Raw genomic sequence first — 25,356 nt, forward strand, 5'->3', positions numbered from 1 at the left:
TATTATCAGCCTTTTTTAGGTTGTAAAGACAGCTAATGTTTGTATTGTCGTTATCAGTAAAAGGATTTTCTATGCGTTTTTTTGTCGCTATATCATTGTGTTTAGCCACTATTAATATTGTAAACGCCAGTCCAGTCAGTTGGGATTATGTTCAGCTCGAATATGTTGCCGGAGAATCAGAGAATTCTGAGCTCGATATGGACGGCGTCGCCATTGAGGCGTCCTATAGCTTTATGAGCAATGTATTTGTTTCTGGTCAATACGAAACGGCTGAGTTTGATAAATTTAAACAAGAAACCAGTGCCTCTGAATACCAGCAGTATCAATTAAACCTTGGTTATTATTACGAATTGTTTGAAGACAATGTGTTTTATGGCACCTTAGGTCTGATTGATGTGGAATATGAGAAATCCAGCTTCTCTGACTCTGCTGATGGCATGCAAGCATCCATTGGCCTGCGTAGCCTGTTTAACAAATACATTGAAGTGCGATTTTATTATACCTACCGGGACCTAGAATTTGATCGGTTTTCTAATACCGCATCAAATCAATGGACTTATATTTCTCCCAATGTTCACGTCGATAAAAATGTCACCGGCATTCAAGGCTTTTTTCACCTGAAAAATAATTTAAGTATTGGTGCATCGTTGGAAGAAAATGATGACGGCGACCGCTATGCATTGAGCGTGCGTTATAACTTTTAACACTGCGCCCGTTTAGCCAACAAAAAGCCGGTTAATAAACCGGCTTTTGCGTTCAGTGCCTTTATTTCTTTTTGGCGTTAAAGCGTCTTAATTCTTCCATCGCATCGAGTACCACCTGCATGTTAATTTTACCTTTGGGTATTTCTTGATAGGTTGTTGCATCAAAGATGGTGAAGTTGCCGTAGCGATCCATTTCATTAATACGACCATTTTCTTTAATGGCGTAATTACCGTCACGGCCAAGTAACAACCATGGCTGTTCGGTTTTGCTGAATAATGATTGACCAGAGCTATAGTCTTTACTGTCGTTAGTGCAACCTAACGCGTCGGTAAGTAAGGTCGGCGCGATATCGTAATGACTGGTTACGCCGTCATACATCTCTTGCTGGCGTTGAGGCCAGTGAATCAGCAGTGGTACCCGAGTTTGATAGTCGGAATAGTTACTGTTGTGACCCCAGTAACCTTTTTTACTCTCGTTAAATTCTTTACCGTGATCACCGGTGATAATAACGATAGTGTTGTCTAGCTGCTCATCAATTTGTGCCAATACTTTACCTAATTCTATATCGATAAAGTGAATGGCATTCTTATATAGGTTTAAAAACGGTTCGGCATCATAGTCATCGTTCAATGCCATATAATTGATATCATCCAGCGATGGCTGATATTTACGAGGGAAATCTTTAGGAATCGAAAAGCCATGTGCTGCATCGTAAAGCATATAGCTAAAATAAGGCTTGTTGCTGTCACGTTTACTGTGCCAATCAATAAAGTCTTCAGTGATATCTAAGTCGCGTTGATAAGGCTTGTCGCCGGTAGAATGGGTACGCAAATTATCAACATTGGCGAATAAGGTTTGATCAAATTCCGGACTGGTCAGTTTAGCGCTGGCAAAGATGCCGAATTCATAATCTTGTTTTTTCAGTTCTTGCATCAACACCGGTGGCTTTTGCAGATCTAATACCGGTTGCCAATAGTGTCCAGGAATACCATAAAACAATGAAAACATGCCATGCCGGGTATTATTAGAGCCACTATGGTGGGCGTTAAACACGTCGCTTTGTTCACCTAACGCGAACATATTCGGTGTCATGTCGGCATCCATCATATCTGCTCGCCAAGAATCGAGAACGATCAATAAAATATTCGGCGTGTTTTCTGGTGTTTGGCACTGCATTGGTTGCAGTGGGTAGTTGATTGATGATTTAACTTTTTTCTGTTTTAACAGCGCTTGTTGCTTTTGCGCTTCAATGTTCATCACCCCAAATTTGGCCATAAAGCTTTTTGCGGTTAATGGATAAGACAGTGGCAAGTAGCGTGCTTGCGAGGTAATTTCTTTCTTAAACATCGCATCGGCCCAGGTGTGTATACCATGACCGACCAACATAAACAGCGCCCAATACTTTACATAAGGCATTAGTGCTAATGGCTTGTCGTTAAACTTACGCCATAACGCCTCTGATAATCCCCATTGTGCTGCAAAAAAGGCGACAATAATAAGCACTATCATGGTCCATAGTTGCCAACTAAAGCTAAATATTTCTGTGCCACCTTCCACTAGAAGTTCAAAGACTATGGCATTGAAATGGAAGCGATATTGCTGATAAACAAAGGTATCGGCGAGTAACAAGGATAAACCCAGCGATACGGTAATAATGGCGAGGCTGCGAATGATTATTGCTGAGCCAATTAACTTGTTTAGTAGATGCAAACAAGCCGTAAGTAGTAGCGTAAGAAAGCCTAATTGGGCGACACCGTAGCTCAATAAAAACAACCAAGACAACAGGTCCTGCGGCCAGGGATTCGGGCTCAGGTATCGTAATGAAATTAACAATACCAATACAAAATTACATAAAAGGTAACGGTTCAACCAGCTAGCAACCGCATTTTTGTCTGCTAAACTCATAAAATTCCATCTAAAGTTAAACTTTTTGTTAATGATCTAACAAAATTTGTTTTAAATCAAAAAATAAAAGATTAGACATAGTTACACTTTGCGACAGTTTTTTACAGTATATAAAAGGCAAAGGCCATGAAAAAGAAAGTAATTAGTTTAGCTCTTGCGTCATTATTTATTAGCTCAGTAGCGACAGCAGCGTCATATCAGGCAGGTGATTTTGTTATTCGTGGTGGTGCCACTATGGTGGACCCGGATAGTGGTAAAGCCGGCGTCAATGTACCAGCTCTTGGTGGTGACACGCCTCTATCCGTGTCTGTGGATGACAATACACAGCTGGGTTTAAACTTTGTATATTTCTTCTCAAGCAATTGGGCGGTTGAAGTGCTAGCCGCAACACCATTTAAGCATGACGTAAATATTCACGATCCAGAAGGTATTTCTGAAGGTTTGTTTGGCGTTAATGTTGATGGCACTACACTGGGCGAAGTGTCTCACTTGCCACCGACAGTGAGCGCTATTTACTATTTTGATACGGGTTCTAATTTTATGCCGTACGTTGGTGCCGGCTTAAACTACACTGTTTTCTTTGATGAAGAGTTTAAATCCGCGCCAAAATCTTTAGGCTTTAATGACTTAGAACTTGATGCATCTTTTGGTTGGGCTGTGCAAGTTGGTGCCGATTATCAGCTAAGCGACAAGTGGCATGTTAATGCTTCTGTACGTTATATCGATATTAACACGGACGCAGATTTTAAAATCGGTGATGACATTAAAGGTTCTGCCGAAGTCGATGTAGATCCTATGGTTTACTCACTAATGTTGGGTTACAAGTTCTAATCAAAGGTTAGACAGACAGCACGCATATATAACAAGCGGTTATAGGTTTTCCCTATAGCCGCTTTATTTTGTCTGGTGAATTTATTACTCTTGAAGCATCTAAAGTTAATCTGTGGCCGTTATGGACAAATACCTGGTTTTCGGCAATCCGATCGAGCAATCGAAATCACCCATCATTCATCAACAATTTGCGTCAACCTGTGACCAGCGCATTGACTATCAAAAGCAGCTGAGTGAGCCCGATACATTCGTCGCTGATGTGAACACCTTTATAGCTCATGGCGGCAAAGGTGCCAATGTGACGGCACCGTTTAAAGAGCAAGCGATGCAAATGTGTGATCAGTTGTCCGTTGATGCACAAGCGGCTGGCGCAGTAAATACTTTATCATTTACCGATGGTGGCATCTTGGGTGACAATACCGATGGTCGAGGCTTGGTCGATGACTTGCTTGCTCACAATGTCACCCTAACCGGCGCACGCATATTACTTATGGGGGCAGGTGGCGCAAGTCGTGGGGTCATTTCACCTCTGTTAGCACAAAACCCAGATAGCCTGGCTATCGTTAATCGCACCTTAAGCAAGGCTCAACTGCTGGTCGATCATTTCCAACATGACAAACTGACAGCCATTGATTATTCGCAAACCCAATCCAAGCGCTTTGATGTCATCATTAACGCAACGTCTGCAAGCTTGTCAGCAACATTACCAGACTTAGCCAGTAGCGCGGTTGTCGATGCGGTATGTTATGACATGGTCTATGGTGCAGAGCTAACTGCTTTTCTAAAATGGTGCCAACAACAAGGGGCTAGGCAGATCATTGATGGTTTGGGTATGTTGGTTGGCCAAGCCGCACAAAGCTTTGCTATATGGCATGGTGTAAAACCTGATGTCGCGCCTGTTTTGGCTTTATTGCGTCAGCAGTTTAAGGAAGGCTAATGAACCAAGCCATATTGTTTAATGATGATTTTCAATATATTGATGCTCAAAGTTGTTGGTGTTTTACCGGTATGCTCAGCGGTGCTCGCATTACTATATATATACAAGCCCCTAAACGTGACATCACCGATGCTTTGAAGTTTGAGCTAGAAGAGCTGATTGAAGACTATCTTGAAGATGAAGAACCGGATGAAGACAATATCATCCGGCTGACAATATAAGTAATAGCTTGGGCTCGTTTTATTAATAACCTTATCAAGCTAGCCTTGTTGTTCGAGGTATTCGTTCTTCAGTTTGACATAATTGGCATTGGTGCTTTTTAGAAATTGCATTTCTTGTTGCGTTAACGGTCGTTTTTGCTTGGCTGGATTACCAACGTATAAATAGCCACTTTGCAATACTTTGTTCGGGGCAACCAAAGAACCGGCGCCGATAATCACATCATCCTCAACCACAGCACCATCCATAACAATTGCGCCCATACCGACAAGTATTCTATTACCCAAGGTACAGCCATGCAGCATGACTTTATGACCCACAGTTACTTGTTCGCCAATGAGTAATGGGTAACCGTCAGGGTAGTTGCTGGTTTTACGGGTGACATGCAACACACTGCCATCTTGAATATTACTGCTGTTACCGATACGAATGTGATTTACATCGCCACGGATTACAACCAAGGGCCAAATACTGACATCATCAGCAAGTACCACATCGCCGATGACCACACTTGATTCGTCAATATAGCAATTTTGACCTAGTTTAGGTGTTATTCCTTTATATGAACGTACCGTATTTTGAGGATATTTCATTATCTTCTATTGGCTTTTTAATAAGTAAAGTTGCTCATATTATAAATAAATTTCTATTTATGAATAGGTTTATAGTTCTTGAACTAGAATATTAGCTATCCATTTAAATCACATCGGAAGTTATATCTATGTTTGGTAGGAATAAGCTAGTTAAGACCTTAACTATAACCTTGCTATTGGTATGCTCCGTATGCCCAAGTTTTGCATCAAGCTCTGATAACGAAGAGCCAGGAAAGGCGATTGAATTTGCTGTGGGCTATGTTAAGCAAGATTTATGTTGGACAACGAATGTTGCTGATTGTGAAGTTGATGGTGTCGGTATTGCTATCATTTACCCCCTTGATTGGGGGTTTATAGATTATGTGATCGCTAATGCGGCGATATTTGAATCTACAGAACATAGTGTACCAGGAGAAACTGGTACTAAAAATGACCTTTATAAATTAGGAGTAGGCAAAAAGTTTTCACCGATTGATGATTTTACATTTTTCGCAGAAGCATCTTTCATAGTCGCAAATGACGATGAAAATTTTTATGCATGGGAGAATACCAACTATAACGATGGATATGAGCTCGGTGGTGTTGTTGCGCATCAGTTAAATCGCAAAATAAAAATCGGAACCGGTGTTAAATTTCAAAAATACCAAAACTGTTCGGCAATCAAATGTCATGGCTTAAAAGGTAAGAAGCCTGTGATTAAAAACTTAGAGGTTAATTTTTATGTGCGTTACATGCTTTCTGAAAAATTCAGTCTAGGCTATCGAGCGTTTAAAGTTGCGAAAATATTTAATGAAAGTGACTATAACGGCAGGGATCGAGGTTTTAGCCATATAGTGGCAATTCATTACCGTTACCAGCTTTAGCCAAAGTTTGTACTACTACCATATAGATAAGCTAAACCATAGAGCGAATTAATAGTGCTCTTCTTCAATACCGAGTAATACGTTCTCTGTTATTTTAAAACCCTGATCACGGCGCACTAATTATTTATAGGTATTTCGTGGTTTGCTGAAGATATCTTGATAAGGGTTAAATTTAGAATTCGTCATAATATCGGCTTTTATGTAGTTTTTATTAAATAATAATGCCTAAAGCTCAGTCTATTCTCTTTTATTAGATAGTTTATACGCATTATATAAGTATAAATGTATGTTCAACGAATCTTGATTTTGTAACCAAAACTTTAACAATTCTTATCAATACATTACCCAAAAGGTCAATAATATAGCTATCTGTACAGAATGTAGACGATCAAACATTAATTTTAGATTATTTCAAAAAAACTGTTGACCTTATCTGAAAAATCCCTAAAATGCGCATCCACTTCAACGGCAAAGGCCAACGGGGTGTTTTGATAAGTTTAGATAAGCGATTGTTTCTCTAAACGGCCAACAAAACTTTTGAAAATAAATTTCAAATAAGTGTTGACATCAAAACTCAGATGCGTAAAATGCGCATCCGCTTTCAACGGAAAGCAACGTCAACAACGAATGCGATTGATTGGCTCGATTCGACAAGAATCGGTTCTTTAACAATTAGTTATCATGCAATTTGTGTGAGCACTCACAAGATAAGATGGTTTTACCATTAAGTCTTTTATTAGACTTTACTTGATGAGTTCTCATGCAAACGACAATTTATGTCAAAAATGTTTTTCGTAAGAGAAACAGCAACAGAATTCATTGAGTCGAACCTTCTCTTTTTATAGAGAGGATTCAAACAACTTTTTAATTGAAGAGTTTGATCATGGCTCAGATTGAACGCTGGCGGCAGGCTTAACACATGCAAGTCGAGCGGAAACGAAGAGTAGCTTGCTACTCTGGCGTCGAGCGGCGGACGGGTGAGTAATGCTTGGGAATATGCCTTGAGGTGGGGGACAACAGTTGGAAACGACTGCTAATACCGCATAATGTCTACGGACCAAAGGAGGGGATCTTCGGACCTTTCGCCTTTAGATTAGCCCAAGTGAGATTAGTTAGTTGGTGGGGTAATGGCCTACCAAGACGACGATCTCTAGCTGGTTTGAGAGGATGATCAGCCACACTGGGACTGAGACACGGCCCAGACTCCTACGGGAGGCAGCAGTGGGGAATATTGCACAATGGGGGAAACCCTGATGCAGCCATGCCGCGTGTGTGAAGAAGGCCTTCGGGTTGTAAAGCACTTTCAGTCGTGAGGAAAGGTAAGTAGTTAATAACTGCTTACTGTGACGTTAGCGACAGAAGAAGCACCGGCTAACTCCGTGCCAGCAGCCGCGGTAATACGGAGGGTGCGAGCGTTAATCGGAATTACTGGGCGTAAAGCGTGCGTAGGCGGTTTGTTAAGCGAGATGTGAAAGCCCAGGGCTCAACCTTGGAACTGCATTTCGAACTGGCAGGCTAGAGTATTGTAGAGGGTGGTGGAATTTCCAGTGTAGCGGTGAAATGCGTAGAGATTGGAAGGAACATCAGTGGCGAAGGCGGCCACCTGGACAAATACTGACGCTGAGGCACGAAAGCGTGGGGAGCAAACAGGATTAGATACCCTGGTAGTCCACGCCGTAAACGATGTCAACTAGCTGTCTGTAGACTTGATCTGTGGGTAGCGTAGCTAACGCGCTAAGTTGACCGCCTGGGGAGTACGGCCGCAAGGTTAAAACTCAAATGAATTGACGGGGGCCCGCACAAGCGGTGGAGCATGTGGTTTAATTCGATGCAACGCGAAGAACCTTACCATCCCTTGACATCCAGAGAACTTACTAGAGATAGTTTGGTGCCTTCGGGAACTCTGAGACAGGTGCTGCATGGCTGTCGTCAGCTCGTGTTGTGAAATGTTGGGTTAAGTCCCGCAACGAGCGCAACCCCTATCCTTATTTGCCAGCGCTTCGGGCGGGAACTCTAAGGAGACTGCCGGTGATAAACCGGAGGAAGGTGGGGACGACGTCAAGTCATCATGGCCCTTACGGGATGGGCTACACACGTGCTACAATGGCAGATACAGAGGGCAGCAAGACCGCGAGGTGGAGCGAATCCCACAAAGTTTGTCGTAGTCCGGATCGGAGTCTGCAACTCGACTCCGTGAAGTCGGAATCGCTAGTAATCGTGGATCAGAATGCCACGGTGAATACGTTCCCGGGCCTTGTACACACCGCCCGTCACACCATGGGAGTGGGTTGCAAAAGAAGTAGCTAGCTTAACCTTCGGGAGAGCGGTTACCACTTTGTGATTCATGACTGGGGTGAAGTCGTAACAAGGTAACCCTAGGGGAACCTGGGGTTGGATCACCTCCTTACCTTAAGTAAAACGCTTACTTGGTCGAGATTGTTCCTTACAATCTTTCGACACTTCCTACATCCTTGTAGGTCGTCGAGTGTTCACACAAATTGCATTGATAACAAACGTGAGAGAAATCCAGTAGGTCTGTAGCTCAGCTGGTTAGAGCGCACCCCTGATAAGGGTGAGGTCGGTAGTTCAAGTCTACTCAGACCTACCAATTTTTTGGTTTTTACGTCGTTATTTTATTATTCATTTAGGTAAACTAAACATCATAATAAAATGCCTTGTTAAAATACAAAAATGCTTACTTAAGTAAGACCTACACCATATGTGTAAATATATGGGGCTATAGCTCAGCTGGGAGAGCGCCTGCCTTGCACGCAGGAGGTCAGCAGTTCGATCCTGCTTAGCTCCACCATTTTCTCTCATGAAAACTCAAACATAAGCGATAACGTTTATGTTTGAGTTTTTTAACTCACTTTAGTGCCGAATGAGCGCATTAATGTACTTCTTTAACAATTTGGAAAGCTGATATTAAACCCGGTAACTTATGCTTGCGACCTCCAATCGTAAGCGCTGAATAAGTTACCACGATAAACAACTTGTTGTTTATCAACCGAAACGTGTTAAAGCGTTTCAAATTATAACTAACACTATTCGTTGTGTTAGTTGTTCTTACTCAAGGCTCAAATGGCAACATTTGAGTTTGATAACGTAAGTTATCAACATTCTTATTGAATGCGTGAAAATGTCAGACATACATTTGGTCTTGGTTTTGTCACCAAGGCACTCGAAACTTTTTGGGGTTGTATGGTTAAGTGACTAAGCGTATGTGGTGGATGCCTTGGCAGTTAGAGGCGATGAAGGACGTGTTAATCTGCGAAAAGCCCAGTTAAGCCGATAAAAGGCGTTATAGGCTGGGATGTCCGAATGGGGAAACCCACCCGTCGTAAGGCGGGTATCGTTAAGTGAATACATAGCTTAACGAGGCGAACCGGGAGAACTGAAACATCTAAGTACCCCGAGGAAAAGAAATCAACCGAGATTTCCTTAGTAGCGGCGAGCGAACGGGAATTAGCCCTTAAGCGGTTTGTAAGTTAGTGGAATGCTCTGGAAAGGGCAGCGATACAGGGTGATAGCCCCGTACATGAAAATAAACTTACCGTGAAATCGAGTAGGACGGAACACGTGAAATTCTGTCTGAATATGGGGGGACCATCCTCCAAGGCTAAATACTCCTAACTGACCGATAGTGAACCAGTACCGTGAGGGAAAGGCGAAAAGAACCCCTGTGAGGGGAGTGAAATAGAACCTGAAACCGCATACGTACAAGCAGTGGAAGCCCTTCGGGGTGACTGCGTACCTTTTGTATAATGGGTCAGCGACTTATGTTCTGTAGCAAGGTTAACCGATTAGGGGAGCCGTAGCGAAAGCGAGTGTTAACTGCGCGTTTAGTTGCAGGGCATAGACCCGAAACCCGGCGATCTACCCATGGGCAGGTTGAAGGTTGAGTAACATCAACTGGAGGACCGAACACACGTATGTTGAAAAATGCGGTGATGACCTGTGGGTCGGAGTGAAAGGCTAATCAAGCCGGGAGATAGCTGGTTCTCCCCGAAATCTATTTAGGTAGAGCCTCGGACGAACACCATTGGGGGTAGAGCACTGTTAAGGCTAGGGGGTCATCCCGACTTACCAACCCTTTGCAAACTCCGAATACCAATGAGTGCTATCCGGGAGACACACTTAGGGTGCTAACGTCCTAAGTGGAAAGGGAAACAACCCAGACCGCCAGCTAAGGTCCCAAAGTCTATGTTAAGTGGGAAACGATGTGGAAAGGCCCAGACAGCTAGGAGGTTGGCTTAGAAGCAGCCACCCTTTAAAGAAAGCGTAATAGCTCACTAGTCGAGTCGGTCTGCGCGGAAGATGTAACGGGGCTAAACATAGCACCGAAGCTGCGGATTTGAACGTAAGTTCAAGTGGTAGGGGAGCGTTCTGTAAGCCGTTGAAGGTGTGTTGTAAAGCATGCTGGAGGTATCAGAAGTGCGAATGCTGACATGAGTAACGATAAGGGGAGTGAAAAACTCCCCCGCCGAAAGACCAAGGTTTCCTGTCCCATGTTAATCAGGGCAGGGTAAGTCGGCCCCTAAGGCGAGACCGAAAGGTGTAGTCGATGGGAAACAGATTAATATTTCTGTACTTCTATATATTGCGAAGGAGGGACGGAGCAGGCTAAGCAAGCATGGCGTTGGTAGTCCATGTGAAAGTATGTAGGCTGGAAATTTAGGTAAATCCGGATTTCCTTAAGGCTGAGATACGAGACGAGACTCTACGGAGTTGAAGTTGTTGATGCCATACTTCCAGGAAAAGCTTCTAAGCATCAGATATATAGGAACCGTACCCCAAACCGACACAGGTGGTTAGGTAGAGAATACTAAGGCGCTTGAGAGAACTCGGGTGAAGGAACTAGGCAAAATAGTACCGTAACTTCGGGAGAAGGTACGCCGGCTAGGGTGATGAGACTTGCTCTCTAAGCCTCGGTCGGTCGAAGTAACCAGGTGGCTGGAACTGTTTATTAAAAACACAGCACTGTGCTAAATCGTAAGATGACGTATACGGTGTGACGCCTGCCCGGTGCCGGAAGGTTAATTGATTGGGTTAGCGTAAGCGAAGCTCATGATCGAAGCCCCGGTAAACGGCGGCCGTAACTATAACGGTCCTAAGGTAGCGAAATTCCTTGTCGGGTAAGTTCCGACCTGCACGAATGGCGTAATCATGGCCACACTGTCTCCACCCGAGACTCAGTGAAATTGAAATTGCGGTTAAGATGCCGTATACCCGCGGCTAGACGGAAAGACCCCGTGAACCTTTACTATAGCTTGACAGTGAACATTGCTCCTACATGTGTAGGATAGGTGGGAGGCTTTGAAACTTGGACGCCAGTTTGAGTGGAGCCAATCTTGAAATACCACCCTTGTATGCGTGATGTTCTAACCTGGGGCCCTGATCGGGCTTGGGGACACTGTCTGGTGGGTAGTTTGACTGGGGCGGTCTCCTCCCAAAGAGTAACGGAGGAGCACGAAGGTTGGCTAAGTATGGTCGGACATCATACGGTTAGTGCAATGGCATAAGCCAGCTTAACTGCGAGACAGACACGTCGAGCAGGTACGAAAGTAGGTCATAGTGATCCGGTGGTTCTGAATGGAAGGGCCATCGCTCAACGGATAAAAGGTACTCCGGGGATAACAGGCTGATACCGCCCAAGAGTTCATATCGACGGCGGTGTTTGGCACCTCGATGTCGGCTCATCACATCCTGGGGCTGAAGTCGGTCCCAAGGGTATGGCTGTTCGCCATTTAAAGTGGTACGCGAGCTGGGTTTAGAACGTCGTGAGACAGTTCGGTCCCTATCTGCCGTGGGCGTTTGAGAATTGAAGAGGGCTGCTCCTAGTACGAGAGGACCGGAGTGGACGAACCTCTGGTGTTCGGGTTGTCATGCCAATGGCATTGCCCGGTAGCTATGTTCGGAACTGATAACCGCTGAAAGCATCTAAGCGGGAAGCAGGCTTTGAGATGAGTTCTCACTGGGACTTTAAGTCCCCTAAAGGGTCGTTGGAGACTACAACGTTGATAGGTCAGGTGTGTAAGGGTTGTGAGGCCTTGAGCTAACTGATACTAATTGCCCGTGAGGCTTAACCATACAACACCCAAACGGTTTTGTATGTGTTTGACATATTCGTCGAAAGACAGCGTTCATCCGTGAACACTTTCGACATTAGTGCATCCGTGCACGTCACGCATCATAAGAATTGAGTAAGACTTTAATATCACTTTCAAATTGTTTAACGTTTTTTGTCTGGCGACAATAGCGCTTTGGAACCACCTGATCCCATGCCGAACTCAGAAGTGAAACGAAGTAGCGCCGATGGTAGTGTGGGAGTTCCCATGTGAGAGTAGGTCATCGCCAGGCTCCTATTTAGAAAAAGCCCTTAGCGTAAGCTAAGGGCTTTTTCGCTTTCTGTCGTATAACAATTATCAGAAAAAATCACCGTCATCCCGCAGTGTTTTTGTGCGGGACCCCCATCAGGTTATAACGTGCTTTTAAACAGTAACCCGCGTTCATCCGTTGTCATTATATCTGCGAACCTCTTCGAACCTGAAGGAGGTTCCGGACATCGCCGGTGGCGATTCCGGAATGACGGCGCACATTTTCTAAAACAGATCAACGTCACCGGCATAAAACGTTCATCCTGAATCTGCCGGCATTAGTGCGTCCCTGCACGTCACCGCTCCTGTGCATCCATGCACCCGCGGCATTAGTGCGTCCCTGCACGTCACCGCTCCAGTGCATCCATGCACCCGCGGCATTAGTCCGTCCCTGCACGTCACCGGCATAAAACGTTCATCCTGAACCTGCCGGCATTAGTACATCCATGAACGTCATTGCGGCGAAGGCCGCAACCTCCTGTCGGCTCGAAGTGGTTTTACAAAACGCACCACTATGAATTACAACGAGCTTTGATAATCAAGACACCTCTAACCTGATAAAGATCCCACACAACAGCATTGTGGGATGACGGAGAGCAAGTTCTTAATGTATTTAAACTTATCCTCACTGATAATATCCCCTAGCCCTTAGTTCTTAGTCCTTATTTGTTCTAATGTACAAAATACCCGACTAAATAACTCGAGTTTTAGCGATTAGGAAGATCTCCATATGCTTTGTAAGACATCGTCCATTGTTAAGCGGAGTATTGGCTATTAATGCCCGACTACATTTCAAAATAACTAATTAAAACAGTGGTTTATAAAAGGTGTGTGTTGGTTGCTTATTTACTAGCCAATAACTTGCTTGTATCAAATCAATGTTAACGTAAACTTAAAAACAGTTACAGGATGTAACTAGTCAGAAATCAATCAAAGGAATTTTGGTAGGGATGCTATAGGGATAGCTTAAAGGAACATTAATCGACTCAGGAAGAGTTGTTATCAAGGATGTGTGCTGTTACGGAAAGCCTATAAGGTGTCAGGAAGACCGAAAAGAAAAAACAATGTATGGAAACGTAACTCGACATGGATGACGTTGCAAGGATAGGTCAGGGCTGGAGACTAATGCACCAGACATAGACAAAAGTAGTTGTCGAAAGCGAAGGTTAATAACCTTCGCTTTTTTTCTGTCTAAATTTTAATAATATTATTTAAACTTACTTTTTCTTGATATTTTTCACGGTCAGTTGAGCAAAGCTAACTTGGGTGTAATCACCGTTTGCTTTATCTTCTTGCCAGTTACCTGTGCCTGGACAAGCGGTATACCAATATAAAGTATCATTTTTGGTACTACATTGGTTATAAGCGCCCGCTTTGAAGTAAAACCAATCCTGACTATAGCCTTTAGGATTATCAAGTTTATCTTCTTTACCATTAGGGTCTATGTTATTAGACAAATCGACCTGATACACCACTTCAGGATGATCTTGGGCAATAAACTTCACATACATGGTATTTTCGTGAACAAGAATGGCATAGCTAAAGTATTCACCTAATGCGATACCTTCTTTACCTGGATCGTCTAGGTTTTCCCAAGTATTACCCCATACAGGGAAGGCAATATCTGTTCTGTTTGGATCATCCTTCGCAAGGTTGCGCTCATAGGTCCAAAATACTGAGCCTTTCTCATGACCTGGAAGCTTTTTATAATAGATCTTAATTGGCTCATTACCCCAGCCAAAACCATCGCCTTTATCAATTAGGTCTTGGTCTTTACCGGCGTGAATTTGGCCAACAACAACAGAATAGGCGGGTTTTTTATCCGGGTGCCCTGCATTTAGGGCAACATGGTCTACTTTCAATACCGCTTGTAATTGGCCACCGACAGAGCCAAATTTCTTCGCTCGTCTATGCGCCTTCAACGCAAAGTTATTGCCACGATCCTTAGTGCCTATTTTGGTATTGTAGCCACGTATCATTTGTCTTAATTCACTACGTGTATTTGATGACGCTTGCGTTGTTAGGCCTTTATTAGGTGCGACAAACACCATATGCTGTTGCTCGTCTAGGTAGAAAAAGTCTTCATGCTGATAGTTTTTCAAATAGCTGGTATCAACCTCATCTACTTTACCGTTACCGTCTTGGTCTATCGGCAGGGTGATTTTCCATTGTTGTAAGGCAAACTTTTCGCCTGGAACCATGTCGCTTGCTGCATATGCTGGCATCATCGTCATTGCCAATGCAGCTAAACCGCTAAATGGCTTTGTGAAACGCTTCATATCTATCCTCTTATATTTATAATTTTTAGTATCTACTGGCTGAGTATCATTCACTATAGGCATAGCCTGTATGGCTATTGCGTAGTTCATAAAAAGTCGCTTGGGTGTATTCACTGCTATCAGCGGAGTTATTGCCATTGTATACACCGGCTTTAAAATACATGTATTGACCACCTTGATCATAACCACTGCCGCTCATATCAATACTGGTGCTAACATCCGGCTTGTTATCACGTTTAATTGTCGCGGTTAATTGGTTGCCTTCTGTTTTAATCACGTAAGTGAACTTTTCATCAAGTGCTATGCCATCGACAGGATCGGCGGCATCATTATCACGGCTACCGATAAGTTCATAATAATCGTCGTCTTCACCAATTGGCTCATGAGCAAAATAAACCGACCCTTTACTGTTATTAGGTAGTTTTCGATAATACAACCGAATCGGTTCATCATCATTGGCGTGGATTTGACCTATGACGGCACGGCCAATTTGGTAGCTTTCACCAGTAGTGGTAACACTATTGACCGCCAGGGTCGCAGTAAGTTCGCCATCGACACCGCCTGCGGCATTGATATCTTCGTCTGGAGCAGAGCCAAACACCCAGTTATTTAGATTAACGCCTTGAGTTTTAATGCCGGAGTTACCGCGACGTAGCATTTCTCGTAACTCAACTCGCACATATTTAGTATTGGTCGAGGTTTTAAAGCCATCGACTGGGCAGCGAAATACCAAGCCATTGTCTTCAGATACATAAAAGAATTCGTCACTATAGCCATTGGCTAACTGGTTTTCACTGATTGAGTCAGAGCGGCCATTATTGTCTGTATCGGTTGGTACACTTAAATACCAATCGTTAAGCTCGATACCAAGCTCATGGGTACCTAGGTCAGTTCGAGTAACACTATTGAATATATTGATGCTTATTTGATGTTCGCTATTGTCTACTGACTGTATGGTAAATGCTTCATCAATAGCTTGCGGATGGCTCAAGGTTTTAATCGTCGCGTTGTTTTCATCGAGTTGGTATTGCCAATCACCGTTACTGCTTATACTAAACCAGCCATAGTTACCCGCTATTTGCTGTTGCGCGATAAACTGGCTTTCGTTGGTGTCTATGTCGGTGACTATGATTTGACCGCTAGCTTGGTTTGCCTCATTGACATCAATCGCTGCAAAATCGACATTGTCGCCGCTGCTGAATGTCGGGCTGTCGTTTTGACCTAAAATGGTAATGCTGATTGTCGCAGCTGTTTGATCCGCTGATTCTATGCTGATGTCGTCGGTTAGCTGCTGATCTTGTTGTAATGATTGCACCTGAGCATCATCGCTGTGCAATTGATATGTCCAGGTGCCATCGCTATCTAAACTAAAAATACCATATTGGCTATTTAAGTCGGTAATCTCTCGAAAGCTACTCTCATTACTGTTTGGGTCTGTAATGGTAAGTTTGCCATTGATAGCGGCTGAGTCATCTTCACTTATCGTCGCAGATAACACACCACCAATATCGGCAGCATAGTTGATATTTTTGTTTTGTTTGTCGCTAGAACTACTAGAAGAACCTGAACCGCAACCAGTTAAACTGATTATTGCGATAGCGAGGTAACCTGCCCGAATCATGTTGGTTATGTCCTTAATGTATTGCTACTTTTGTTTTTGTAATGATTTACTTAGCAATGCATTCCCCAACCCATGTTGATCATAACGCTATAAAAACAAACGATTTATGCTTTATTAACTGCTGACCAATAATATCGCCTAAACAGACAGGATCTGAATCTTAGCAATACTCTGTGAATCGATGATTTTTATCTTTTGATTCATTAGGTTACGACATTTCATTATGTGGGGATAGCTTGTTGCAAATCTATTATTGTTTTTATTAACACGTAATGTCTTACATCAATATAGGTTTTTTCAACACAAAATGTCAAGCCAAACACTAGCTTTTGGTTGTGTTGAGCTCTTATTGGTTATTACCAATTGTTACTTGTTGGTAAGTTTGGTTTCGTGCTGCCCAATAAACTCGCTGATATCAGTTAGTTAACGACAATGCAGGGCTCGAGCTATTGGCGCGAGTTATTATTTGCGTTGCGTTTACTTAAGTCATCGGCGCTAAGTTTGTGACCAGGGGGGATAATATTGGTTTTACCAATACGTTGTTATACCACTTTATAGATCAGCGAAGGCAAGCCGTCGTTTTATTTACTCAGAAAGCCAACAAAATCGCATTAAAATGCGACGCACTATTATCCTTATTGGCTAGTTTCGCGTAAAATAGAGCTATTCTTGTTAATTTAAATGACTCGTTATGGCCAGATCGAAAAAATCGCGCAAAGAAGGCGCGTTAATGAAGAAGCTCAATCTCAAACGCCCTGAAAAGGCAGAGAAAGAGCAAAGAAAACGCAAAATGACCGGAAATAAAGCCGGTACACGTCAGAATGTTGCTAAAAACAATACCGAAGCGACAGTGGATAGCAGTAATAAAGATCCGCGCTTGGGCAGTAAAAAAGCGATTGATTTAGGCATTAAGGTTAAATCAGAGAAGCCGCAAGCGAAAAAAGCTGCGGTGGCACCGATAGCCCCAGTTCGTGTTGTTGACGATGCGCCGCAAAGTAACGATGTAGCCACCAGTGAAGCGGTGATGCAAGCCTACGAACAGGAATTGCATAACCTGGAAAACAATGAACAGTTAATGCTTATTTCTGCGCTTGTTGAATCTGGTGAGGACATTAGCCCTGAACAAATGGATATGCTTGATAAAGCGCAAAGCCGTTATCAAGAGCTTATGGATTTACTTGGCTACGAGCAACCTGAGCAAGACGATGAACTTGCCGATGATGACGACGACGAGGCGTTATGGGATCGCCTTGATGACAGTGATTTCTCTGATTATAAAGAGTAGTCGTCATGCAAACATCTAACATTATCTTGTTGGTAGTCGCGGCCATAATCATATTTGCCTTAGCAGCGTATGCGAGCTATTTGCTTTTTCAGCTTAAACATCAACGCCAACAACAGGCTTTAGCGTTAGAGCAACAAAAGCAAAAACACATAAAGCGCGATTTAAAAGCATTAGAGTCTATTAGTCATATCTGTCGGGCGATGGCCGAGAGACAATGCGAGGTGTCGGAAGGCAGTTGGCGTTTATCGGTGTTGATGGAATCGTTGCCAAATTACGTGTCTCAGATGAAAGCCAATTTTCCTGCTATATTTACTTTATATAGCAAGATCAATCATATGCCAATTCTGGAAGAACGAAAGAAGTTATCTAAAAAAGAACGCTTTAAACTTGATATAGAGCGTGCAGGCCATGAAGAAGAGCATGAAAATGCGATATACGATGAGGTAGAAAAGTTGCTGCCTTATACGTTAACGTTGATTGAATCGTTGCAAAAAAGCTAACCGACAATAACAACGTAATGGGTGGTCGTGATGAGAGAGCAATTAAAAGCAGAATTTACCAAGCGTATCGTTGCCTTGCAGGCAAGGGTCGATTCAATTCATGATGATTTTGCTGAAGGTCGCGCCGCCGATTGGTCTGAACAAGCCGGTGAAAGAGAGAACGACGAAGTACTAAATGCTTTAGAAGTTGAAGCTAAAATCGAAATTCAACAACTATCCAATGCAATAACTCGTATCGAAGCCGGTACCTATGGCATATGCAGTAGCTGTGGCGATGATATCGCGGTCGCCAGACTGGAAGTACAACCTTCTGCAACAAAGTGCATTAATTGCGCTGATTAGTGCCGGCTAGCCCTTATCAATTGTTAATCATTTGCAAAAACATTGCGCTCGATCAATAAAATCGGGCGCTTAGTTTTTTATACTTGCCGGTAATTCTACTAATGGGTTTTATTCTGTGTCGGCAACTCAATTTTCACATAACATTTTTAATGAAATGTTCTCTCCGCAACTGTTAAATAAGTATGATGTTAGTGGTCCTCGATATACCTCATACCCAACCGCGGTTGAGTTTAGTGACGATTTTAAAAACAGCGATTTAGTCAATGCTATTGCGGCGTCTGACACCGATGACTTGTCTCTTTATCTTCATATCCCATTTTGCCACAGCCTATGTTACTACTGTGGTTGCAATAAAATAGTCACTCGCCACAAAGAAAAAGCCGATGAATACATCGATTATTTGTGTCGAGAAATAGATGCTCGCGCACCTTTAGTAAGCAACAAAACCGTAAAGCAAATGCACTGGGGAGGCGGGACACCAACGTTTCTTAGTAAACAGCAAATCTCTCGTTTAGTGGACAAGCTTAAATCGGCGTTTCAATTTGACCCAAACATCGAGATGGGGATTGAAGTTGACCCTCGTGAAATAGAGCTGGACTTGGTCGATCACTTATACCAAGTCGGTTTTAATCGTTTAAGCATTGGCGTACAAGATGTCGATAGCAAAGTACAAAAGGCGATAAACCGTCTACAAAGTACCGAGTTTATAATTGACTTGGTACAACGTGCGAAAAAGGTTGGTTTTGACTCTGTTAACATCGATTTAATTTATGGCTTACCGCATCAAACCATCACAAGCTTTGCTAATACTATTGCTGCAGTAAAGGACATCGATCCGGATCGGATTTCTTTGTTTAGTTATGCACACCTGCCGTCACGCTTCGCTGCGCAACGCAAAATTCGTGATCAATGGTTGCCTAGCTCGGCACAAAAATTAGAGTTAATGCAATTTGCAATCGAGTCTCTGGTGGATATGGGTTATGAGTTTATTGGTATGGACCATTTTGCCAAACCAGATGATGAACTGGCCAAGGCTCAACGCCAAGGTTCGTTACATCGTAACTTTCAAGGATATACCACATTAGGTGACTGCGATTTATTGGCGCTTGGTGTCTCTGCAATTAGTGCAATGGGGCAAAGCTTCAGCCAAAACGTGAAAACGTTAAAAGAATACTATCAGGCAATTGATAGTCATGGTCAGCCATTGGAAAAAGGTATTGTCACTAATACCGATGACGTTATTCGTGCCTTTGTTATTCGTCAATTAATGTGCAACTTTCGGGTGGGTAAACACGATGTTGAGCAACGTTTTAATATCGTATTTGATGACTACTTTGCTGATGACTTACAAACGCTTTTGGTATTTATAAATGACGGATTATTGGTTAATGATAATAATGCCATTGTCGTGAACGCAAAAGCGAGGCTGCTAATTCGTAATATTTGTATGTCGTTTGATGCCTATTTAAAAACCAAATTACATCAGCAGCGCTTTTCTAAAGTGATTTAATCGTTTTCGAGCACGCCGATGGTGTGCTCAACACCACCGCTATTAATCACCAATTGTTGCTGCTGGCCAGTTTGTTTTTCTTCTGCCAGTTCGGCCCACTGATAAAATACATTACGATGGATGCTGGCATCCAAATTACGGCGCACATTGACTTGCAACGTACCATCAGTATTAAGCTGTATTCTTGTCGCACTATCGAGTATCACTTGATCGCCCAGGTTGGTGGTGAGCAGCATGGTTTTATCAATCGCGTCATCAAGCCAGTGCCATTGGGTAATAACAAAAGGCAAATGCTCTACCTGAATCTTAATCTTCTCTACCGGGGTGACTAAAAAGTACTCGTCATCTTGTTTCTTTAATACCGTTGAAAATAACTTTACCAAGCGTTGTCTGGTTATTTCACTGCCCATATAAAACCAACGACCATCGGCCTTTATTTGCATGTCCATTTCGCCGCAATAGGGTGGATCCCACAACTCGACGGGAGGCAGCTCTTGTTGTTGCTGGGAAAGTTGTTTAGATAGGCGTTCTAAAGACATCAATAACGGCTCTTAAATGAAAAAGGCTATAACCTAATTATAGCCTTATCGAATCATAGTTTGCTGTCTTGTTGTTAAGCAGCGTAATGGGTGACTTTGTTCTTACCATTAGATTTAGACAAGTACATCGCTTCATCAGCCTTTTTGATGACCGACTCTAGATCGTCTTCTTCACTTAATTGCGCTAATCCGATACTCACTGTGGTCGAAAATTCCATGTCTTCGTAAACAATGACATGGTTTTCAATTGCTTTGCGTATACGTTCGGCTAAGTGATAGGCATCACCCATGGAGTTATTATGACAACCGATCATGAATTCTTCACCACCGATACGACCACAAAAATCACTGGCACGAATAATACTGCGGGTAAGATCGCCCACTTCTTTTAAGGTTTTATCACCGGCAGGATGCCCGTATTGGTCATTAATCGTTTTAAAGTTATCAATGTCAAAGGCAATAAACGACAGCGGCTTTTCTTGGCGTACAGCTTGAGCGATGGCCATTTTTGCTAAATTCATAAACGCACGTCGATTTGGTAAATGAGTCAGCATGTCGGTACGTGCTTCAAATTCAGCTTGCTCTTTTGCCGCCTTGAGCATTTGGTTTTGTTGCTTAACTTGTTCTTGCAGTTCGAATGCGCGTTCGTATGCATCATTGATGGTGTTAATTTCTTCCGCAGAGCCTTCTTTGACATGCACTAAGGCTTTGCTATACATAGCCCAAATCAAACAAATCAGTTGGCCTAACATGCCTATGGTAGGCAAGAAGACTAACCCGTAGCTCGGCTTCACCCAGCCCCAGGCTTGCAAATTAGTACTGATCAAAACCACAAAAAATAACAGCTTTGCTAACACCATAGTGGTGATTTGCTTTTCCCCTAAACTGCCACAGTAAATGGCGGCAATGATCGCCACAGGAAAGGTAAAGATAGCAATTTGCTGGATTTGCATGGCCAGTTCATGGAATCCAATAATGGCAACTGGCAGTCCCAATAATACCAAGACCATCGTTAGGTGCATCGCTTTATCAGCCAGTAATGAATGATAGGACGCGTTCGAATAGACTCGAATAAATTGAATACCAGCGGCCATCATAACCACCATAGATATGGTACCAAGAGGGTGGTAATCGAGACCGGCGACGTACAGGTTTAAGATACCGGTACTCAAACCCATCACAGGTATGGAGCTCACTGCAAACAATGAATACCAGAAGAAAAACTTCTCTTTCAAAAATTTATATAAGCCAAAACTTATTAGGCTCGATAACAAAATAAAGGTAACAACAGCAGCAAATATTAAGTGTTCTAGATTGGTGGCTTTAACAATGGCTTTGGTAGACCACAAGCGAAAATCGGTAAATCGCGCGGTGCCAATGTCACTGTATGACTCTACCAGAATCTGTTTGCTTTCATTGGCTTGCAACACAACCGGTAACGTGACGCGGGCAATTGCCATGGCCCGATCGCCGCCAGTTTCAAATTGGCTTGTTTTTTGACGAATGAATTCGGCTGAAGACGGTTGTTTTTGGTAGAGGGCGAGGGTAGCTGGTTGGTGATATGGGTATTCAAAATAAACGGTAACTTCTGAATCGCTGCGATTACTGACCGTATAATAACTCCATACAGAACCGCTAATTTCATCAAGCCATGCATTGCTGTCATCATTGACCTGAAATTGCGACCGCTGCTGCCATACTTGCTGCGCGGTAAGATCGGATGCTTCATCGAGATAATAATTACCTTTTATCGATAAAGATTGACCATGTTCAGAGCCATCGACAAAAATTTCATTATTTAGACTGTTTGCAAACCCTTGTTTTGCAATACTAAATAGTAAAATGACGACGAGTGCCTGATAAAAACTCTTAACTCTATTCATTTATTATTATTATTCCTGACAGCATATCCGTTGCAATCGTCACGATTTATCGTAACTTACATTCCCTAATATTTTTATTGTCTTTAGTTACACTTTAAAAATCTAACAGAAATCAACCACTATTGTAAATTTATCGTTAAAGTTTTTGTAAAAAAGCAAAACATAAAGTGTAATTTAGCAAGCTTAACCATTGCTTGCGTAAATTGCCTTCTATCTTGGTAAAAACACTTGCCATTAATAAGGATACTGCACTATAATCCGCGCACTGTTTCATACAGTGTTCTTCAGTGGTGGCTGTAGCTCAGTTGGTAGAGCCCCGGATTGTGATTCCGGTTGTCGTGGGTTCAAATCCCATCAGCCACCCCACTTATTTTCTAAATACAATTCCACTTTCAGATGTATTGATTCGCCATGACGCGAAATCACAGGTGATTCCGCTATTCTGAATTGGCGTGGGTTCAAGTTCCGCCAGCTATCTCACTTATTTTCTAAATACAATTCCACTTTCAGATGTATTGATTCGCCACGACGCGAAATCACAGGTGATTCCGCTATTCTGGATTGGCGTGGGTTCAAATCCCATCAGCCACCCCATTTACCACGACGCGAAATCACAGGTGATTCCGCTATTCTGAATTGGCGTGGGTTCAAGTTCCGCCAGCTATCTCACTTACTCCCTTATATTATTAATAGCCTACTTCGCATTTACCACGACGCGAAATCACAGGTGATTCCGCTATTCTGGATTGGCGTGGGTTCAAGTTCAGCCAGCTATCTCACTTACTCCCTTATATTATTAATAGCCTACTTCGCATTTACCACGACGCGAAATCGCAGGTGATTCCGCTATTCTGGTTTGGCGTGGGTTCAAGTTCCACCAGCCCCACTTATTCATTCTTATTGTTATTAGCCCACTCAATTATTATTTCGTTATCAAATGTTAGCTGTAACTGGAATCTGCAATTTTTTGAGCCACTATTATTGGGTACCGTGTCGCTTTTTTTTAATTCATTCAATCACCTTTTGGGAGAATAGTTGCATGCGCATCGCCATTTTATCCAGAAACGACAATCTTTATTCAACTCGGCGCTTAATTGAGGCAGCAGAATCTCGTGGTCACCAGGTCGATTTAATCGACACCTTACATTGTTATATGGACATTACCAGCAACCACCCTAAAGTACGTTATCACGGCGAGGCGCTGCCCAAGTATGATGCGGTTATCCCTAGGATTGGTGCTTCAATTACTTTCTACGGTACCGCGGTGGTCAGGCAGTTTGAAATGATGAACACCTATTGTGTTAATACCTCAGATGCCATTAGTCGCTCACGAGACAAATTACGCTCTTTGCAATTACTGTCACAAAAAGGCATAGGCTTACCGCGTACCGGTTATGCAAATAAACCAGATAAGATTCAGGATGTAATTAAAACCATCGGCGGAGCACCTTTGGTGATCAAATTACTTGAAGGTACTCAAGGTATCGGTGTGGTTTTGGCGGAAACCAATAAAGCAGCAGAAAGTGTTATGGAAGCGTTTATGGGCCTTAAAGCAAACATACTGGTGCAAGAATTTATCAAAGAAGCAAATGGCGCAGATATTCGCTGTTTAGTGGTAGGCGACCAAGTTGTTGCGGCTATGAAACGGCAAGCAGCAGAAGGTGAATTCCGCTCAAATTTGCATCGTGGCGGCAGTGCCATGTTGGTTGAATTGTCGGAAGAAGAAAAAGCTACCGCTATTAATTCAGCGAAAGCTATGGGTTTAAACTTATGTGGTGTCGATATTTTGCAATCCAGTCGCGGTCCCGTGGTTATGGAAGTGAATTCGTCACCGGGTTTAGAGGGGATTGAAGGAGCTACCGGTAAAGATGTTGCTGGTATGGTCATCGATTTTATAGAAAACCAAGTCATAGCGCATGATGACCAAGGGTAGTGAAATGACAGATACAATTACCATTGGTGGCGAACAAATACTCGCCGGTGAATCAAAACAAATCGCACTGCCTGTAGCGCGTTTATATACAGATACCGAAGTGTCTATTCCTGTTCATGTCATCAATGCCAAGAAACCTGGTGATGTGGTTTTTATAAGTGCTGCAGTACACGGTGATGAACTAAATGGCATTGAAATAGTTCGCCGTCTAATTACACAAAAAATCAAATTATTACGAGGTACTTTAATATTGGTACCTATGGTAAATGTGCATGGTGTATTAAATCAGAGTCGCTATTTACCTGATCGTCGTGATCTAAATAGGTGTTTTCCTGGCTCTGCCAAAGGGTCTCTAGCATCAAGAGTCGCCTACACGTTTTTAAATGAGATCGTAAAGCACTGTCAGTACGGCATTGATTTGCATACCGGCGCTATTCATCGTTCCAATGTGCCGCAAATTCGAGCTAATTTAGATGACGAGCAAACGCAAAACATCGCCAAAGCGTTCGGTGTACCTGTAATGTTAAACGCTAATATACGCGATGGCTCATTGCGAGAGGCGGCGGTAAATAATGGTGCCAGAGTCTTGCTTTATGAAGCTGGCGAAGCATTAAGGTTTGACGAATTTTCCATACAATGTGGCGTTAAGGGTGTGCTCAATGTGTTGTCGGAATTAAAGTTGATTCGCAAGCGGTCATCGAAGAGAAAACTCGAGCCCTTTATTGCCAATCGCAGTGATTGGACCCGCGCCAACGCCAGTGGTTTTGTTTTAGAATTTGTTAAAATGGGGGCGCGAGTCGAAAAAGGCGATGTACTCGCTGAAATTAACAGCCCCATGGGTGACCTTATCGAGCAAGTGTGCTCATCACGTTCAGGAATCTTAATTGGCAAGCAAAATATTCCTTTAGTACAAGAAGGGGAAGCACTATATCATATCGCCTATTTTGGTGCCGATGATGAGGAAGTTGCTGAGCATATTGAGCAATTGCAGGAAGATATTGTATAGCGCGGAACAGATCAATACTGGACAATCA

The 25,356-nt window shown here is 43.0% G+C and carries 17 protein-coding genes, 3 tRNA genes and 3 rRNA genes; 17 read left to right on the forward strand and 6 right to left on the reverse strand.

Features of this window, described 5'->3' with window-relative positions; all coding sequences use genetic code 11:
- The first annotated feature begins 71 nt into the window (after positions 1–71).
- Positions 72–704, forward strand: coding sequence for an outer membrane beta-barrel protein (locus E2K93_RS08555; RefSeq protein WP_189637895.1), 633 nt, complete (start codon positions 72–74; stop codon positions 702–704).
- A 61-nt stretch (positions 705–765) separates the two neighbouring features.
- On the opposite strand, the gene E2K93_RS08560 is transcribed toward E2K93_RS08555, so the two are convergent.
- Positions 766–2,610, reverse strand: coding sequence for a DUF3413 domain-containing protein (locus tag E2K93_RS08560; RefSeq protein ID WP_135438704.1), 1,845 nt, complete (start codon positions 2,608–2,610; stop codon positions 766–768).
- 126 nt (positions 2,611–2,736) lie between these two features.
- Between E2K93_RS08560 and E2K93_RS08565 the strand changes: the two genes are divergently transcribed.
- From E2K93_RS08565 to E2K93_RS08575, 3 genes are all read left to right on the forward strand, one after another.
- Complete coding sequence (locus E2K93_RS08565) at positions 2,737–3,441, forward strand: OmpW/AlkL family protein (protein ID WP_135438705.1); 705 nt, start codon at positions 2,737–2,739, stop codon at positions 3,439–3,441.
- Positions 3,442–3,562: 121 nt separating this feature from the next.
- A complete protein-coding gene (gene aroE / locus E2K93_RS08570; protein ID WP_135438706.1) occupies positions 3,563–4,378 on the forward strand; it encodes a shikimate dehydrogenase in 816 nt (271 codons plus the stop codon).
- The gene (locus tag E2K93_RS08575; RefSeq protein WP_135438707.1) at positions 4,378–4,599 is read left to right on the forward strand and encodes a hypothetical protein; all 222 of its coding nucleotides are present in this window, start codon (positions 4,378–4,380) and stop codon (positions 4,597–4,599) included. The genes aroE and E2K93_RS08575 overlap by 1 nt, the downstream gene beginning before the upstream one ends.
- 39 nt (positions 4,600–4,638) lie before the next feature.
- Here the strand turns inward: E2K93_RS08575 and E2K93_RS08580 are convergent, their stop codons facing one another.
- Positions 4,639–5,190, reverse strand: a complete 552-nt coding sequence (locus E2K93_RS08580; protein ID WP_135438708.1) for a gamma carbonic anhydrase family protein — start codon at positions 5,188–5,190, stop codon at positions 4,639–4,641.
- Positions 5,191–5,318: 128 nt separating this feature from the next.
- Between E2K93_RS08580 and E2K93_RS08585 the strand changes: the two genes are divergently transcribed.
- From E2K93_RS08585 to rrf, 6 genes are all read left to right on the forward strand, one after another.
- The gene (locus E2K93_RS08585) at positions 5,319–6,053 is read left to right on the forward strand and encodes a hypothetical protein (RefSeq protein ID WP_135438709.1); all 735 of its coding nucleotides are present in this window, start codon (positions 5,319–5,321) and stop codon (positions 6,051–6,053) included.
- An 865-nt stretch (positions 6,054–6,918) separates the two neighbouring features.
- Positions 6,919–8,460, forward strand: a 16S ribosomal RNA gene (locus E2K93_RS08590).
- A gap of 124 nt (positions 8,461–8,584) precedes the next feature.
- Positions 8,585–8,661: transfer RNA gene (locus E2K93_RS08595), tRNA-Ile, on the forward strand.
- A 125-nt stretch (positions 8,662–8,786) separates the two neighbouring features.
- Positions 8,787–8,862 (forward strand) — tRNA-Ala (locus tag E2K93_RS08600).
- A gap of 394 nt (positions 8,863–9,256) precedes the next feature.
- Positions 9,257–12,143: ribosomal RNA gene (locus tag E2K93_RS08605) — 23S ribosomal RNA — on the forward strand.
- Positions 12,144–12,298: 155 nt separating this feature from the next.
- Positions 12,299–12,413 (forward strand): 5S ribosomal RNA (gene rrf, locus E2K93_RS08610).
- Together the 16S, 23S and 5S rRNA genes with 2 tRNA genes alongside form the textbook arrangement of a ribosomal RNA operon.
- A gap of 1,234 nt (positions 12,414–13,647) precedes the next feature.
- On the opposite strand, the gene E2K93_RS08615 is transcribed toward rrf, so the two are convergent.
- Positions 13,648–14,709: a polysaccharide lyase family 7 protein gene (locus E2K93_RS08615; RefSeq protein ID WP_135438710.1), complete on the reverse strand. Its 1,062-nt coding sequence runs from the start codon at positions 14,707–14,709 to the stop codon at positions 13,648–13,650.
- Positions 14,710–14,755: 46 nt separating this feature from the next.
- Positions 14,756–16,330, reverse strand: a complete 1,575-nt coding sequence (locus tag E2K93_RS08620; RefSeq protein ID WP_189637728.1) for a polysaccharide lyase family 7 protein — start codon at positions 16,328–16,330, stop codon at positions 14,756–14,758.
- A 691-nt stretch (positions 16,331–17,021) separates the two neighbouring features.
- Between E2K93_RS08620 and E2K93_RS08625 the strand changes: the two genes are divergently transcribed.
- From E2K93_RS08625 to hemN, 4 genes are all read left to right on the forward strand, one after another.
- Positions 17,022–17,615 (forward strand): GTPase-activating protein, encoded by a 594-nt coding sequence (locus tag E2K93_RS08625; RefSeq protein WP_135438711.1) that lies wholly within the window; start codon positions 17,022–17,024, stop codon positions 17,613–17,615.
- 5 nt (positions 17,616–17,620) lie between these two features.
- A complete protein-coding gene (locus tag E2K93_RS08630; RefSeq protein ID WP_135438712.1) occupies positions 17,621–18,115 on the forward strand; it encodes a DUF2489 domain-containing protein in 495 nt (164 codons plus the stop codon).
- Between the two features lie 30 nt (positions 18,116–18,145).
- On the forward strand, positions 18,146–18,457 hold the full coding sequence (locus E2K93_RS08635; protein ID WP_135438713.1) for a TraR/DksA family transcriptional regulator: 312 nt from the start codon (positions 18,146–18,148) through the stop codon (positions 18,455–18,457).
- A gap of 169 nt (positions 18,458–18,626) precedes the next feature.
- Entirely contained in the window at positions 18,627–19,967 is a 1,341-nt protein-coding gene (hemN, locus tag E2K93_RS08640) for an oxygen-independent coproporphyrinogen III oxidase (RefSeq protein WP_228445583.1), read from the forward strand.
- Here the strand turns inward: hemN and E2K93_RS08645 are convergent.
- Together E2K93_RS08645 and E2K93_RS08650 are read right to left on the reverse strand one after the other, a co-directional pair.
- Entirely contained in the window at positions 19,964–20,506 is a 543-nt protein-coding gene (locus E2K93_RS08645; protein ID WP_135438714.1) for a DUF1285 domain-containing protein, read from the reverse strand. The genes hemN and E2K93_RS08645 overlap by 4 nt on opposite strands.
- A 74-nt stretch (positions 20,507–20,580) precedes the next feature.
- Positions 20,581–22,389 (reverse strand): GGDEF domain-containing protein, encoded by a 1,809-nt coding sequence (locus E2K93_RS08650; protein WP_135438715.1) that lies wholly within the window; start codon positions 22,387–22,389, stop codon positions 20,581–20,583.
- A 290-nt stretch (positions 22,390–22,679) separates the two neighbouring features.
- On the opposite strand from E2K93_RS08650, the gene E2K93_RS08655 reads away from it, so the two are divergent.
- The 3 genes from E2K93_RS08655 (at position 22,680) to E2K93_RS08665 (ending at position 25,328) form a co-directional block, all read left to right on the forward strand.
- Positions 22,680–22,755, forward strand: a tRNA-His gene (locus E2K93_RS08655).
- Between the two features lie 673 nt (positions 22,756–23,428).
- The gene (gene rimK / locus E2K93_RS08660; protein ID WP_135438716.1) at positions 23,429–24,322 is read left to right on the forward strand and encodes a 30S ribosomal protein S6--L-glutamate ligase; all 894 of its coding nucleotides are present in this window, start codon (positions 23,429–23,431) and stop codon (positions 24,320–24,322) included.
- Positions 24,323–24,326: 4 nt separating this feature from the next.
- Positions 24,327–25,328, forward strand: a complete 1,002-nt coding sequence (locus E2K93_RS08665; protein ID WP_135438717.1) for a succinylglutamate desuccinylase/aspartoacylase family protein — start codon at positions 24,327–24,329, stop codon at positions 25,326–25,328.
- The last annotated feature ends 28 nt before the right edge of the window (positions 25,329–25,356 follow it).

It is taken from the genome of Thalassotalea sp. HSM 43 (assembly GCF_004752005.1).
Classification (GTDB): domain Bacteria; phylum Pseudomonadota; class Gammaproteobacteria; order Enterobacterales; family Alteromonadaceae; genus Thalassotalea_A.

Excerpts from the sequence above, each read along its gene's own strand:
- E2K93_RS08630 (WP_135438712.1), top strand. The coding sequence starts at position 17,621 with ATGCAAACATCTAACATTATCTTGTTGGTAGTCGCGGCCATAATCATA.
- E2K93_RS08575 (WP_135438707.1), top strand. The coding sequence starts at position 4,378 with ATGAACCAAGCCATATTGTTTAATGATGATTTTCAATATATTGATGCT.
- E2K93_RS08555 (WP_189637895.1), top strand. The coding sequence starts at position 72 with ATGCGTTTTTTTGTCGCTATATCATTGTGTTTAGCCACTATTAATATT.
- E2K93_RS08585 (WP_135438709.1), top strand. The coding sequence starts at position 5,319 with ATGTTTGGTAGGAATAAGCTAGTTAAGACCTTAACTATAACCTTGCTA.
- E2K93_RS08665 (WP_135438717.1), top strand. The coding sequence starts at position 24,327 with ATGACAGATACAATTACCATTGGTGGCGAACAAATACTCGCCGGTGAA.
- E2K93_RS08560 (WP_135438704.1), bottom strand. The coding sequence starts at position 2,610 with ATGAGTTTAGCAGACAAAAATGCGGTTGCTAGCTGGTTGAACCGTTAC.
- aroE (WP_135438706.1), top strand. The coding sequence starts at position 3,563 with ATGGACAAATACCTGGTTTTCGGCAATCCGATCGAGCAATCGAAATCA.
- rimK (WP_135438716.1), top strand. The coding sequence starts at position 23,429 with ATGCGCATCGCCATTTTATCCAGAAACGACAATCTTTATTCAACTCGG.
- E2K93_RS08620 (WP_189637728.1), bottom strand. The coding sequence starts at position 16,330 with ATGATTCGGGCAGGTTACCTCGCTATCGCAATAATCAGTTTAACTGGT.
- E2K93_RS08580 (WP_135438708.1), bottom strand. The coding sequence starts at position 5,190 with ATGAAATATCCTCAAAATACGGTACGTTCATATAAAGGAATAACACCT.
- E2K93_RS08635 (WP_135438713.1), top strand. The coding sequence starts at position 18,146 with ATGAGAGAGCAATTAAAAGCAGAATTTACCAAGCGTATCGTTGCCTTG.
- E2K93_RS08645 (WP_135438714.1), bottom strand. The coding sequence starts at position 20,506 with ATGTCTTTAGAACGCCTATCTAAACAACTTTCCCAGCAACAACAAGAG.
- E2K93_RS08625 (WP_135438711.1), top strand. The coding sequence starts at position 17,022 with ATGGCCAGATCGAAAAAATCGCGCAAAGAAGGCGCGTTAATGAAGAAG.
- E2K93_RS08565 (WP_135438705.1), top strand. The coding sequence starts at position 2,737 with ATGAAAAAGAAAGTAATTAGTTTAGCTCTTGCGTCATTATTTATTAGC.
- E2K93_RS08615 (WP_135438710.1), bottom strand. The coding sequence starts at position 14,709 with ATGAAGCGTTTCACAAAGCCATTTAGCGGTTTAGCTGCATTGGCAATG.
- E2K93_RS08650 (WP_135438715.1), bottom strand. The coding sequence starts at position 22,389 with ATGAATAGAGTTAAGAGTTTTTATCAGGCACTCGTCGTCATTTTACTA.